Raw genomic sequence first — 14111 nt, forward strand, 5'->3', positions numbered from 1 at the left:
AAAGTTGGATTCCCATGCCAATTGGAAGACGGAAGGGTAACATTATGTCAAAACTACCAAAGCACATCCTTGTCATCCGACTCTCAGCAATGGGAGACGTGGCCATGACCGTTCCTGTATTGCGGGACTTTACAGAACAATATCCAGATATTAAATTAACAGTATTGACCAGAGGCTTTTTTAAACCTTTTTTTCGGGATTTAAAAAATGTGACGGTTTTTGCTATAGATTTAGAAGCAAAACACAAAGGTTTTTTTGGACTTTTAGACCTTTCTAAGGAATTGCGAATGTTGGGGATTGATGCTGTAGCCGACTTGCACAATGTACTTCGAAGCAAGATCTTAAAAGTATTTCTTTTAGATCTTAAACCCATTCAAATAGATAAAGGCCGGGCAGAAAGAAAGACCTTGGTTAAAGGAGAGCTCTTTGAGCAGCTTAAAACCACACACCAGCGTTACAGAGATGTTTTTGAGAAATTAGGCGTTCCCATTAAAGATGCACCCCCTAAGTTTCCTGAGCGCTCTGAGCTTACTACCAAAACACTTGACCTTATAGGAAGCGATCCAAAAAAACGAATAGGCATTGCCCCATTTGCGGCTCATAAAAGTAAGGAGTATCCCTTGCCGCTTATGGAGAAAGTAATTAAAGGACTTTCAAAAGAGTACACTGTGTTATTGTTTGGAGGAAAAGAGGATGCCGAATATTTAAGCACACTACAAACTGAACAGGTGCATACTATTGCAGGAAAATTAAGTTTGGACGAAGAATTGGATGTCATTTCGAATTTGGATGTGATGGTTTCTATGGACTCTGGCAATGCGCATATGGCGGCAATGTTGGGGATAAAAGTAGTCACACTCTGGGGCGTAACCCATCCTTATGCCGGATTTTACCCCTATAACCAAGATCCAAGTTTTGCGCTGTTGGCTGATCGTAGCAAATTTCCTAAAATTCCAACCTCTATTTACGGCAATAAATTCCCAGAGGGATATGAATCGTGCATGAGCACCATTAGTCCAGACGAGGTTATCCAAAAGGTGGATGCCATTATAAAAAAACCCTACTGATAAGCATGGCTAATGTTTTGGATAGAATTTCTTAATTTTTCGATGGATCACAACCATTAAATATCGTCATAATCAATACTGACATTTGTTGTGATAGGATGCGCCTGACAGGTCAGAATCAAACCATCGGCCACTTCACCATCAGTCAAGATATTATTTTGGCGCATTTTTACTTCACCTTCCGTTACACGGGCTAAACAACTACTACAAATGCCGCCTTGGCAAGAATAAGGAGCATCTAAGTCTTTATCTAGGGCAGCATCAAGAATGGTTTGTTTTTGCGACATTTCAAAAGTTGTTGTTTCATCATCTAAAACAATAGAAATTTTAGTTTGTCCGTCAGGAATAACGGTCGTATCCCTTTCTGTAGGTTTGGCGGCTTTAAACAATTCGAAAAAGACGCGTTCTCTTGGGGTGTGGTGCTCTGCAAGAACATCCTTAACAGTGTGGATCATCGCTTCCGGTCCGCATAAATAGAAAGCATCAATGGTCAAATCTTTATGTTTGTTTTTTAAGATGAGGTTGACCGTACTTTTTTCAATACGTCCAAAAATAGAATCGCTTTCTTGCTCTTGGCTGAATACAAATTGAATGGACAAGCGTTTGCTGTATTGATGTTGCAGCTCTAGGAGCTCCTTTAAAAACATGGTGTCGTCCGTAGTTTTGTTACCATATACCAGAACGGCGTTACTCAACACTTCTTCTTCCAAAGCGCATTTAACAATACTCAAAATGGGCGTGATGCCACTTCCTGCGGCAAAGGCAGCAATATGTTTAACCTGCGAATCATTGGGTTTAAAAGCAAAATGTCCCTTTGGTGGCGCTACGTCTAAAGTGTCTCCAGCCTTCAGTGTGTTGTTTGCGTGGATAGAAAACGTACCGCCCTGTACTTCCTTTACGGCCACTTTTAAATCACCACTTTTGGGAGATGAACACAAAGAGTAATCACGTCTTATTTCTGTACCATCCAGGGTGGTTTTTAAAGTGACATATTGGCCTGCTTTAAATGAATAGGTTTCTTTTAAATCTTGGGGAACCTCAAAGCTAATGGTGACCGCTTTTGAAGTTATTCTCTCAATATTTTTTATAGTTAGGGTATGAAAATGTGACATCATTAAATTTTTTTCCAAAAGTAACGAATGCGTAGAATAAATGCCACATCTCTAACAAAATAATAAGAAATGAAGCACAATTAACCATGGACTCATCTTTTTAAATTTCCCCTATTTGGAATTTGTTTGTAACAAAAAGTGTATTACTATTACCAATGTTTAAACCACAACTTAAATAGTATGCTCAAATATTTTATTAGTCTCGAGTGGAAATCCTTTATAAGGTCAGCGTCTTTTAAGACCAATCTTTTCTTAAAGATCATGATGGTTATAGGAGCGCTATGGATGACTGCTTCCTTTCTGCTTTTGGGCTTTGGCGCCTATTTTATGATTGAAGATGGATTACAAATGGAACCCTTTGAAGTGGTCAATAAGGCACTGATTTATTATATGGTTTTTGATTTGGCGTTTCGATATTTTCTACAAAAAATGCCAGTCCTAAATATCAAACCCTTAATGTATTTGCCTATTAAAAGGACCGCCATTGTCAATTTTGCCATTGGTAAAACCATGATCTCATTTTTTAATTTGCTTCATGCCTTTTTCTTTATTCCGTTTTCAATAGTACTCATCATGGAAGGATTTCCGGCACTACAGGTCATTGCCTGGTATTTGGCCATCTTAGGCTTGGTGTTTTGCAATAACTTCATTAACATTTTCATCAATAATAAAGACGTCGTTTTTTATGCTGTTGTGGGGTTTGTAATTGTGATGATAGGACTTCAGTATTTTGGGGTTTTTGATATCACCAACTATACTGCGCCCATATTTAGAGCGTTTTATGCCATTCCGTATCTTGCTTTAATCCCTATTGTTTTAGCGGTCGTGTTTTATAAAATGGCATTTAGTTATTTTAAGAAAAACTTGTATTTGGATGCAGGGCTGTCTTCCAAACATGATATTGCTGAAACAGAGGACTATTCGTGGTTAAACCGTTTTGGAAGTTTGTCTACCTTTCTTAAAAATGATATTAAGCTTTTAAGGCGTAACAAGCGTTCTAAAATGACCTTGTTCATGAGTTTTGTCTTCATATTTTATGGCTTATTATTCTTTACCAATGCTGTTGAAGCCTATGACGGGCCTTTCTGGAAGATCTTTGCGGGCATTTTTGTGTCTGGCGGATTTCTGTTCACCTTCGGACAATTTGTGCCAAGTTGGGACAGTGCCTATTACCCATTAATGATGAGTCAGAACATTCGTTATAAAGAGTATTTAGAATCAAAATGGTATTTAATGGTCTTTGCAACCCTCCTTTCCACAGTGGTCTCAGTATTTTATTTGTATTGGGGTTGGCAAGCTTATGCAGCAGTAGTTGTGGGTGCTGCCTACAATATTGGAGTTAACAGTCATCTCGTGCTTTTGGGCGGTGCCTATATTAAAACGCCTATTGATTTAACCACCAGTAAAAAAGCATTTGGAGATAAACAGGCCTTTAATGCCAAAACCATGTTACTGACCATTCCAAAATTGCTATTGCCTATGGCCATTTACGCCGTGGGACATTTTACACTGGGAGAAGCCTTTGGATTTGCACTTGTCGCTATTTTCGGATTGGCAGGCTTATTGTTCAAAAAGAAAGTGTTTGCCATTATAGAAAAAATCTATAAATCAGAAAAATATAAAACCTTAGCCGCTTACAAACAAACCAATTAGTCATGATAACAGTAACCAATTTATCCAAAAAATACAATGCAGATCCCGTTTTAAACATAGACACCCTAGACATTCCTAAAGGTCAAAGTTTCGGGTTGGTAGGCAATAACGGCGCTGGCAAAACGACATTTTTCAGTTTGTTGCTGGATTTGATCCAGCCTACCACAGGACATATTAAAAGCAAGGACATTCAAGTTAACGAAAGTGAAGATTGGAAACCTTTTACGTCGGCCTATATTGATGAATCGTTTTTAATTGGGTATTTAACCCCAGAAGAATACTTTTATTTTATAGGGGAATTGCGTGGTCAGAATAAAGCTGATGTAGATGCATTATTGCAGGACTTCTCAGATTTCTTCCATGGTGAGATCCTCAATCAGAAAAAATATTTGAGAGACTTAAGCAAGGGTAATCAAAAGAAAGTCGGTATTGTGGCGGCACTTATTGGAAGTCCAGAAATCATTATTCTAGATGAACCTTTTGCCAACCTAGATCCAACCACCCAAATCCGCTTGAAGCAGATCATCAAAAACCTAGCAGAGCAAAAAGGGGTAACCGTATTGGTGTCGAGTCATGATTTGATGCATGTTACCGAGGTTTGTGAGCGTATCGTAGTGTTGGAGAAGGGTCAGGTTGTTAAAGATTTGGCTACAAGCGCAGCTACATTACAAGAGTTGGAGATTCATTTTGCGGGATAATTTCTAAAAAATTCGAGTTTGCGTTAGGAGGGTTTTGGCCATGGCTGCATTTCTCATGCTTTTATAAGCATGGGCTAGTGTTTTTCTTGACTTCCCTGCAGGGTGATAAAGTCCTCTTTTTTTATCCCTAAAATTCAAAAAGATGCTTATTTTTACCGCATAGCATAATATATGTAGCTGTTTTTTAGTTATCTTATAAACCAAACCCAATCCACGTGCGCACTCTTATTAAACCCATGTTTTTGCTGTGTCTTACAGCGTTTATAGTGACCAGTTGCTCGCGGAAGAATGACACGTTTGTAAACAGGAATTTCCACGCTTTGGGTACCAAGTATAATATTCTCTACAACGGTAATATTGCCTTAGAAAACGGAAGGGAAACGGTAGATGATGCATTTACTGACAATTACTGGCAATTACTACCGGTAGAGCGCATGGAAACCATGGACGATTTTATGCTTCCTGGCCAATCTAAAAATTCTGATTTTGAACGTGCTGAGGAAAAAGCGATTAAAGCGGTTCAAAAACACGGCATGAACATCAAAGGGAAGGAGTATAATCCTCAAATTGACGAAGCCTATTTGTTACTGGGTAAAGCTCGCTATTTCGACCAACGGTTTATACCGGCCTTAGAGGCCTTTAACTATATTCTTTTTAAATATCCCGCAAGCGATAAGATTAATGTGGCAAAAATTTGGCGGGAAAAAACCAATATGCGACTTGAAAACAATGAGCTTGCTATCCAGAATTTAAAGCGCCTATTGCGATTGGAGCAGTTGGGCGATCAAGATTTGGCGGATGCCAGTGCAACGTTAGCACAAGCCTATATCAACATTAAAGCAAAAGACAGTGCCCTGGCCCAATTGACCACAGCGGCAAATTTGACCAAAAAGAATAGCGAAAAAGCGCGATACAATTATATAAGAGGCCAACTTTACAATGAGTTTGGGTATAAAGACAGTGCTAATTTGGCGTTTGATAAAGTTATTGATTTACACCGTAAAGTACCAAGAGCCTACTTTATTAATGCCCATTTGGCTAAAGCCAGCAATTTTGATCTGGAGACCGGAGATGTGGTGATGTTTTCTAATTATCTGAAAGAACTGGAAGAGGATCGTGAAAACCGACCTTTTCTAGACAAAATTTACTACCGCATTGCCGAATTCCACAAACAAGCCCACCGTGACTCTTTAGCAATTGCCTATTACAACAAGTCTCTTGATGCATCTTTATCTGATACGCAATTAAGAGCGTTGGCCTACACCACGCTTGGCGATATGAGTTTCGATACCTCTGAATATAAAATGGCAGGGGCCTATTATGACAGCACCATGAGTAATATGGTAGTGGATTCAAAACCATTCAGAATTGTTAAAAGAAAACGAGAAAATCTACAGGATGTCATTTATTATGAAGGGGTGGCCCAAGTAAATGACAGCATCCTAAACTTGGTTAACTTGTCTGATGACGATAGATTGGCACTGTTTACAACGCATGTAGAGCAATTAAAGGCGAAGGCCGAAATTTTAAAAGCCCAAGAGGAAGCTGCACAGCGCACTAGTTCTGGAATTGTCAGCTCTAATATAGCGGGTAATACTGTTGCAGGTAGGGCAGGTGCAAACGTGCCAGGAGGTGGAGGACAGGAGTTTTATTTTTATAACCCTACCACCGTGGCTTATGGTAAAAATGAATTCGTAAAAAATTGGGGAGACCGATCACTTAAAGACAATTGGCGCCTGTCTAATATGCGTACCAATGAACTCTCTGTACAAAGTAATGATGTGATTGCTGATGCTACTGAAGAAGAACGCTATGACCCAGAATTTTATGTTTCCAAAATTCCGACCGAGCCAAAAGCTATTGATAGCCTTATTAAGGATCGGAATTATGCGTATTATCAGTTAGGAATTATTTATAAGGAGAAGTTTGACGAATACGGGTTAGCCAAAGAAAAGCTCGAAACGTTGTTGGACAATAACCCTGAAGAACGTTTGATCTTACCTGCTAAATACAATTTATACAAAACATATGTCCTGTTGGGTGAACACAGTAGTGCTGAGCAGATAAAACAAGATATCCTCATAAACAATCCAGAAAGTAGATATGCTTCCATTCTGTTGAATCCGAAGTCAGAAATATCCAAGGATGAAGATAGTCCAGAACGTGTTTATGAGCGCACCTATGCTGCTTATGAAGCCCAGGAATTTCAGCAGGTCATTGACCAGAGCGATAGGTACATTGCAGAGTTTGAAGGTGAGCCAATTGTGCCTAAGTTTGAAATTTTAAAGGCTTCAGCAAGAGGTCGATTGTATGGTTTTGAAGCCTATAAGGAAGGTGTCAATTTTATCGCTTTAAACTATGGGAATTCTGAAGAGGGCAAGCGCGCACAAGAAATCATGCAAAATGTTATTCCTCTTTTAGAAGTCCGTGATTTTAAGGACAATGCTTTAGCCGCTAATTTTAATGTCATCTATCAGTTCGAAAACGCCAAGACCGAAGAAATTGATGAATTTTTAAAAAAACTCAATGAGGAAGTCACCCAAATACGCTATTATGATTTGAGTGTTTCAAAAGATATTTATGATAAAAACACCATATTTGTGGTGGTCCATGGCCTAAGTAGTATACAAGGCGCTAGCGGATTTGCCGATTTGCTCCGAGAACGAAAAGCAAATATCACACGGCCATATATCGCCATTTCATCACCTAACTATGAAATTGTGCAACGCCATAAAAATTTAAAAGCATACCTCAAATCCCAATAACAACCAAAACCATGTTTGCAGAAAACAAAAAGAACAAAGCCTCTTCAGAATCCTCCAACCAACAAAATACCATTGCTAAAGGCACCACCATTACCGGAGATATTATAAGCGATAGCGATTTTAGAATTGAAGGCACCGTGCAAGGTAATATCAAAACGCCAGGCAAAGTGGTCCTTGGCAAGACAGGAATCATCAACGGGACACTTAAAGGCGCCAACGCTGATATTGAAGGCAAATTTTCAGGAAAACTGATGCTTACCGATACCTTATCTTTAAGATCTTCTGCCTTTGTGGAAGGTGAAGTAGAAGTGGGTAAATTGTCAGTAGAACCAGGAGCTACCTTTAGCGCCACTTGTGTGATGAAACGCACTGTTAAGGAACTTGTCAGTAACAGCAATACAAAAGTAGAAAAAGCTTATGAAGCCAAAAAAGGACAGTTCGTTTAATAGCTATGCCAGATATTCTGGTATAGGCATACAAATGTTTGCTATTATTGGAATAGGAAGTTTTATAGGGGTCAAACTTGATGAGCGGAATGGGGGCGATGGTAATCTATGGACCATTATCTTGGCGCTAACTTCAACAATTATTGCGGTGGTTTTTGTAATTAGACGTATTATTGCAAACTCAAAAGACGATAATTAGAAGCAATAACTTAGTAGGGTTCCTTCCTTTTTTAAGGGAAGGTGGCTTAAATTCCCGAAACGGAATTTAAGTCGGAAGGGTTATTAAAAATTCCATATAATATTCCATAAAAATTTCCATTTTTAATGACTGCAGACTTCAAGAAAAGACAACTAACCTTTTTACTACTCATAACCGTTTTAAGTGTGGTGTTGTACGGCATCCATAGTTATGTACTTTCATACTTTGGGTCGGAGTTAAAATTATTTTTCCCCGTATGGCACATTTATGCATTTCTTTTTGCTGTAACCGCCTTGCTATATACCGTTGTAAACTATAAATTTTCAACAGGAAAAACAGATGTTTTGATGCTTTTTATGGGAGGTACGCTTGTAAAGATGTTTCTCGCTATTTTGTTTTTATTACCTGTTATTTTATCAGATTTTGAAAATAAACAACCTGACATTTTTAACTTTTTTATACCCTATTTTTTATACCTGGCATTTGAGGTGTATACCATCACGAGGTTCCTTGAGAAAACCCCATAATGTACCTGCCTTTAATATTGATAAAAAAGTGTTTGACAATTAAACTAATGTGTGTACATTTGCACGGAATTTAGAGCAAGGTATTTTTAAGCTATTCATAATGACATTAAACACTTTAAGAGCCGTATTATTTTTAGTTTTTTCTGTAGCTATCACCAATTTTGGTTTTGCCGCACAAGATAACGAAGACCAAGACAAAGGGTTCAATGCCACAGAGATGATCATGCATCACGTTAAAGATGCCCATGAATTTCATATTGTAGACTGGGACAATAAGCCTATCAGTATCCCGTTGCCAATTATTCTTTTTACAGATAACGGACTCACCACATTTATGTCTAGCGAGTTCCACCACGACGATTCAGGATCAACCATTGTTGAAAAAAATGGAGAACGATTTGTAAAATATCACGAAAAAATCTATCAATTGGAGCCGGGTGTAAATACCCTAACTTTTGATGAAGAACTCCATCCTAACAACGCAGCCACACCCCTCGATTTTTCCATTACCAAAAACGTCTTTATGATGTGGGTGTCGGTAATTTTATTGTTCATTATCTTTATTTCTGCAGCGCGTAAATACAGCAAATCAAACAACAACATACCAAGAGGTGTTGCTTCTTATGTGGAGCCATTGGTTGTTTTTATCAGGGATGAGGTGGCCATTCCTATGATTGGAGAAAACAAATATAAAAGGTATATGCCGTTTTTATTAACGGTATTTTTCTTTATTTGGATCAATAATATTTTCGGTCTGATTCCTATTTTAAACGGTGCCAACGTGAGTGGAAATATTGCCTTTACGTTGTCTTTGGCTTTGTTCACCTTTTTTATAGTGATGTTCAATGGTAATAAAAATTACTGGAAACACATTTTCTGGATGCCTGGAGTTCCGGTACCAATGAAATTGTTCTTAATGCCTATTGAGATTATAGGAATGTTTGTAAAACCATTCTCATTGACCATCCGTTTGTTTGCTAACATTACCGCAGGACATATCATTATCCTGTCGTTAATGTCCCTAATCTTTACCTTCCAGAGCGTTGCAATTGCACCGGTATCTGTTGGGTTCTCATTATTCATTTTAATTATAGAAATTGTAGTTGTTGCAATTCAAGCATATATATTTACCGTGTTGTCTGCCTTGTATATAGGTATGGCTACCGCAGAAGATCATCATTAATTAATTTAAATTTTATATTATGACTATTACAGGAATCGCAGCACTTGGAGCTGGTATGGCAGTTATTGGAGCAGCAATTGGAATTGGTAAAATCGGTGAGTCAGCTATGAACGCTATGGCTCGTCAACCGGAAATCCAAGGAAAATTACAGACTTCAGCGCTTATCTTAGCGGCTTTCGTAGAGGCAGTAGCACTATTTGGTGTTGTTGCGGCTATCATCGTTAAGTAAGTATTAAAATAGACACAGAAATAACGGTTGGTTATTTCTGTGTCTTTATTACGCTTCGAAGCTGTAGTGTCGAAGAAAAAAATTTAAATTATAAAAACTAAAACCTATTATAAATGGATTTAATTACACCAGGCTTAGGACTTGTTTTTTGGTCACTCATAACCTTTTTTATTCTACTTGTAGTCTTGAAAAAGTTCGCGTGGAAACCAATTTTAGGAGCTGTTGATGAGCGCGAGAGCGGTATCAAAAATGCTTTAGAAGCGGCAGACAAAGCGCGTAAGGAAATGGAAAACCTTAAAGCAGATAATGAGCGTATCCTTAATGAAGCACGTGCTGAGCGTGAAGCTATGTTGAAAGATGCACGTGACATCAAAAATAAGATGGTAAGTGATGCCAAAGAGGAAGCACAGCTACAAGCTACTAAAATGATTGCTCAGGCCCAAGAAGCCATTGAAAATGAAAAGAGAGTAGCTATGGCTGAACTTAAGAACCATGTCGCAACTTTATCTATTGAAATCGCTGAAAAAGTAGTACGTCAGGAGTTAGGTAGCAAAGACAAGCAACTAGAGTTGGTAGAGTCTATGTTGGGTGACGCCAGATTAAATTAAGAACTTACACTGGGCGCAGAAAAAATGTGTTCATGAGAATAGTATATTAGAATAATTAAATGAGATACCCACCTACGTGGGCATTAGTATGGCACAAACAAGAACAGCAATACGATACGCAAAAGCAGTTTTAGATCTTGCAAAAGATCAGAATTCGGCAGCCGTGGTACACGCTGATATGAAGTCAATTGCAAATGCTGTAGAGGCAAGTACAGATCTTAAAGACATGCTTTTAAGTGCTGTAATACCTACTGCAACAAAAAAATCGGCTTTATTGGCAGTATTTACTGGTTTGGACAAGCTGAGCATCAACTTAATAGATACGTTAATTTCTAATAAACGTATCGCTATATTGGGTACGGTTGCTCAGGTATATACTGAATTATACAATGAAGGAGAAGGCAAACAAGTTGCAACTGTAACTACCGCGGTCTCACTAACAGAGGAGCTTCAGGCAAAAGTGTTGGCCAAAGTAAAGGAATTGACAGGTAAAGAGGCTGAAATACTAAATGTAATTGACGAAGCTATCTTAGGAGGTTTCATCTTACGTGTAGGAGATATGCAGTACGATGCAAGTATTGCAAACAAGTTGAATAAGTTAAAAAGAGAATTTACATTAAACTAAAAGTTTTATTGATGTTGTCACACTGAGCGCAGTTGAAGTGTGAAATTAAAGTCAATAAAAATAATATCTAATAAAAATGGCAGAAGTAAAACCAGCTGAAATTTCAGCAATCTTAAAGCAACAATTGTCAGGTTTTGAAGCTAGCGCTTCATTAGACGAAGTAGGAACGGTATTGACAGTTGGAGATGGTATTGCACGTGTGTATGGCCTAGCCAACGTTCAATATGGTGAATTAGTTGAATTTGCGGATGGTCTTGAAGGCATCGTACTGAATCTTGAAGAAGATAACGTAGGTGTTGTATTGTTGGGCCCTTCAGTAGGTGTCAGCGAAGGCTCTATCGTTAAACGTACAAAACGTATTGCTTCCTTAAAAGTAGGAGAAGGAATTGCTGGACGTGTTGTGGATACTTTAGGAACTCCAATTGACGGTAAAGGTCCAATTGAAGGAACGCTTTATGAAATGCCATTAGAACGTAAAGCTCCTGGTGTTATCTACCGTCAACCGGTAACTGAACCATTACAAACGGGTATCAAAGCTATTGATGCCATGATTCCTGTAGGTCGTGGGCAACGTGAGTTGGTTATTGGTGACCGACAAACTGGTAAAACAGCAGTTTGTATTGATACCATTATCAATCAAAAAGAATTTTATGATGCAGGAGAACCTGTATATTGTATCTATGTAGCTATCGGACAAAAAGCGTCCACAGTTGCTTTAATTGCAAAAACATTAGAAGAAAAAGGAGCAATGGACTACACAACCATAGTTGCGGCCAATGCCTCTGACCCTGCTGCAATGCAAGTGTATGCACCGTTTGCTGGTGCTGCAATTGGTGAGTATTTTAGAGATACTGGCCGTCCTGCATTGATTGTTTTTGACGATTTATCAAAACAAGCAGTAGCATACCGTGAGATTTCGTTATTGTTACGTCGTCCACCGGGACGTGAGGCGTACCCAGGTGACGTATTTTACCTTCACTCAAGATTGTTGGAGCGTTCAGCTAAAATCATCAATAACGATGCCATTGCTAAAGAAATGAACGATTTGCCTGACGTGTTGAAACCAATCGTAAAAGGTGGTGGTTCTTTAACCGCATTACCAATTATTGAAACACAGGCTGGTGACGTTTCGGCGTATATCCCAACCAACGTGATTTCTATTACAGATGGTCAGATTTTCTTGGATGGAGATTTGTTTAACTCTGGTGTTCGTCCAGCAATTAACGTAGGTATTTCTGTATCCCGTGTTGGTGGTAACGCACAGATCAAATCGATGAAAAAAGTATCGGGTACTCTAAAATTAGATCAAGCACAATACCGTGAGTTGGAAGCGTTTGCGAAGTTTGGATCTGATTTAGATGCAGTTACTTTAAACGTTATCAACAAAGGGAAACGTAATGTTGAGATCTTAAAGCAAGCACAAAACGATCCGTTTAGGGTTGAAGACCAAGTGGCGATTATCTATGCGGGTTCTAAAAACTTATTGAGAGACGTTCCTGTGGAAAAAGTAAAAGAATTTGAACGCGATTATTTAGAGTTTTTAAAGGCTAAGCACAGTGATGTATTAGCATCTTTAAAAGCAGGAAAACTAACTGATGAAGTTACGGATACTCTTGCGGCAGTAGCTAAAGAATTATCAGCGAAATATAGAAAATAAAGTTATGAGTTCGGAGTTATGGGTTCAGAGTGTTTCGATTCTCGAGCAACTTATAACTCCATATTTATAATTTAGAATAGATACTTAGATGTCGTTAGAAAACAGTCCAATTAGAATAAAGAGTTTTCTTTTTGCTTGTGAGGTTGTAAAGTATTGCGATATATTGAAACAAAATAGAGATTTCGAGCTAGCATCTCAATTATTAAAAAGCGGGACGAGCATTGGAGCTAATTCTCGTGAAGCTCAAAGGGGTGTTAGTAGAAAAGATTTTAAAAATAAGTTTGGAATTGCTCTAAAGGAGGCTGATGAAACCAAATATTGGTTAGAAATATTAGAAGCAACCGGTAGAGAAGTACCAAAAGATTTGATGAACAAGTGTGAAGAATTAATCAGGATTTTAGTGGCAATTACGAAAAACTCATAACTCTGCACTCCGAACTCATAACTAGAAAAAATGGCAAACTTAAAAGAAATACGTAACAGAATAACATCGGTATCTTCCACGATGCAGATTACCAGTGCCATGAAAATGGTATCGGCTGCAAAACTGAAGAAGGCACAAGATGCTATTACTGCAATGCGTCCGTATTCTGATAAATTAACAGAATTGTTACAAAGCTTAAGCGCAACTTTAGATGCTGATTCTGGAAGTAAATTTGCCGAGCAACGCGATGTCAATAAAGTATTATTAGTTTCAATAACTTCTAACAGAGGTTTGGCAGGTGCATTCAACTCTAACATTATTAAACGAACTAACCGTTTAATAAATGAAGAGTATGCCGGTAAAGACGTTTCTATTTTAGCAATAGGTAAAAAAACAAATGATGCTTTTAAGAAAGGTAACCGAGTTATTGCTAATAAGAGTGAAATTTATGATGATCTGACTTTTGATAATGTTGCTGAAATTGCTGAATTATTGATGGATAAGTTCTTAAAGGAAGAATCAGATAAGATTGTTTTAGTTTATAACAAATTTAAAAACGCAGCTACACAAGAAATCATGACTGAACAGTTTTTACCAATTGTTCCAATGGAAAAGGATGAAGATGTTGATGTCGATTATATTTTTGAGCCTTCTAAAGCTGAAATCGTTAAGCAATTGATTCCTAAATCTCTAAAAACACAGCTTTTTAAAGCGCTTAGAGACTCTTTTGCCTCTGAACATGGTGCACGTATGACCGCCATGCATAAAGCGACAGACAACGCCACAGAATTGAGAGACCAATTGAAGCTGACGTATAACAAAGCACGTCAAGCGTCCATCACCAATGAAATTTTAGAAATTGTAGGAGGAGCGGAAGCTTTGAACAATTAGGCGGATCGGAGTGGCGCCAAATTCTTC

Annotated in this window: 15 protein-coding genes; 14 read left to right on the top strand and 1 reads right to left on the bottom strand. The window is 38.2% G+C overall.

Annotation, left to right across the window (positions count from 1 at the left end; translation table 11 throughout):
• Positions 1-44: 44 nt before the first annotated feature.
• Positions 45-1067, top strand: coding sequence for a glycosyltransferase family 9 protein (locus tag JEM65_RS03330; RefSeq protein WP_233530502.1), 1023 nt, complete (start codon positions 45-47; stop codon positions 1065-1067).
• Positions 1068-1123: 56 nt separating this feature from the next.
• Here JEM65_RS03330 and JEM65_RS03335 read toward each other — a convergent pair whose 3' ends face one another.
• Positions 1124-2179 (bottom strand): ferredoxin--NADP reductase, encoded by a 1056-nt coding sequence (locus tag JEM65_RS03335; protein WP_199597233.1) that lies wholly within the window; start codon positions 2177-2179, stop codon positions 1124-1126.
• Positions 2180-2359: 180 nt separating this feature from the next.
• Between JEM65_RS03335 and JEM65_RS03340 the strand changes: the two genes are divergently transcribed.
• From JEM65_RS03340 to atpG, 13 genes are all read left to right on the top strand, one after another.
• Entirely contained in the window at positions 2360-3832 is a 1473-nt protein-coding gene (locus tag JEM65_RS03340) for a DUF5687 family protein (RefSeq protein WP_199597141.1), read from the top strand.
• Between the two features lie 2 nt (positions 3833-3834).
• The gene (locus JEM65_RS03345; protein WP_199597142.1) at positions 3835-4530 is read left to right on the top strand and encodes an ABC transporter ATP-binding protein; all 696 of its coding nucleotides are present in this window, start codon (positions 3835-3837) and stop codon (positions 4528-4530) included.
• A 236-nt stretch (positions 4531-4766) separates the two neighbouring features.
• Positions 4767-7295: a hypothetical protein gene (locus JEM65_RS03350; protein ID WP_199597234.1), complete on the top strand. Its 2529-nt coding sequence runs from the start codon at positions 4767-4769 to the stop codon at positions 7293-7295.
• An 11-nt stretch (positions 7296-7306) separates the two neighbouring features.
• Positions 7307-7741, top strand: a complete 435-nt coding sequence (locus JEM65_RS03355) for a bactofilin family protein (protein WP_199597143.1) — start codon at positions 7307-7309, stop codon at positions 7739-7741.
• Positions 7713-7940 carry an AtpZ/AtpI family protein gene (locus JEM65_RS03360; protein WP_199597144.1) on the top strand — a complete coding sequence of 76 codons (228 nt, stop codon included), beginning with the start codon at positions 7713-7715 and terminating at the stop codon, positions 7938-7940. Before JEM65_RS03355 ends, JEM65_RS03360 begins: the two co-directional genes overlap by 29 nt.
• A 125-nt stretch (positions 7941-8065) precedes the next feature.
• Positions 8066-8467, top strand: a complete 402-nt coding sequence (locus tag JEM65_RS03365; RefSeq protein WP_199597145.1) for a hypothetical protein — start codon at positions 8066-8068, stop codon at positions 8465-8467.
• A gap of 100 nt (positions 8468-8567) precedes the next feature.
• Complete coding sequence (gene atpB, locus JEM65_RS03370; RefSeq protein WP_199597146.1) at positions 8568-9650, top strand: F0F1 ATP synthase subunit A; 1083 nt, start codon at positions 8568-8570, stop codon at positions 9648-9650.
• 19 nt (positions 9651-9669) lie between these two features.
• Positions 9670-9879: an ATP synthase F0 subunit C gene (gene atpE / locus JEM65_RS03375; RefSeq protein ID WP_146892476.1), complete on the top strand. Its 210-nt coding sequence runs from the start codon at positions 9670-9672 to the stop codon at positions 9877-9879.
• A gap of 113 nt (positions 9880-9992) precedes the next feature.
• The gene (locus tag JEM65_RS03380; protein ID WP_199597147.1) at positions 9993-10487 is read left to right on the top strand and encodes a F0F1 ATP synthase subunit B; all 495 of its coding nucleotides are present in this window, start codon (positions 9993-9995) and stop codon (positions 10485-10487) included.
• Positions 10488-10575: 88 nt separating this feature from the next.
• Entirely contained in the window at positions 10576-11112 is a 537-nt protein-coding gene (gene atpH, locus JEM65_RS03385) for an ATP synthase F1 subunit delta (RefSeq protein WP_199597148.1), read from the top strand.
• 76 nt (positions 11113-11188) lie between these two features.
• Positions 11189-12769: a F0F1 ATP synthase subunit alpha gene (gene atpA, locus JEM65_RS03390; protein WP_199597149.1), complete on the top strand. Its 1581-nt coding sequence runs from the start codon at positions 11189-11191 to the stop codon at positions 12767-12769.
• 88 nt (positions 12770-12857) lie between these two features.
• The gene (locus JEM65_RS03395) at positions 12858-13193 is read left to right on the top strand and encodes a four helix bundle protein (protein WP_199597150.1); all 336 of its coding nucleotides are present in this window, start codon (positions 12858-12860) and stop codon (positions 13191-13193) included.
• 30 nt (positions 13194-13223) lie between these two features.
• Positions 13224-14084, top strand: a complete 861-nt coding sequence (gene atpG / locus JEM65_RS03400) for an ATP synthase F1 subunit gamma (protein WP_199597151.1) — start codon at positions 13224-13226, stop codon at positions 14082-14084.
• The last annotated feature ends 27 nt before the right edge of the window (positions 14085-14111 follow it).

This window comes from Gelidibacter salicanalis (assembly GCF_016469035.1).
GTDB lineage: Bacteria > Bacteroidota > Bacteroidia > Flavobacteriales > Flavobacteriaceae > Gelidibacter > Gelidibacter salicanalis_A.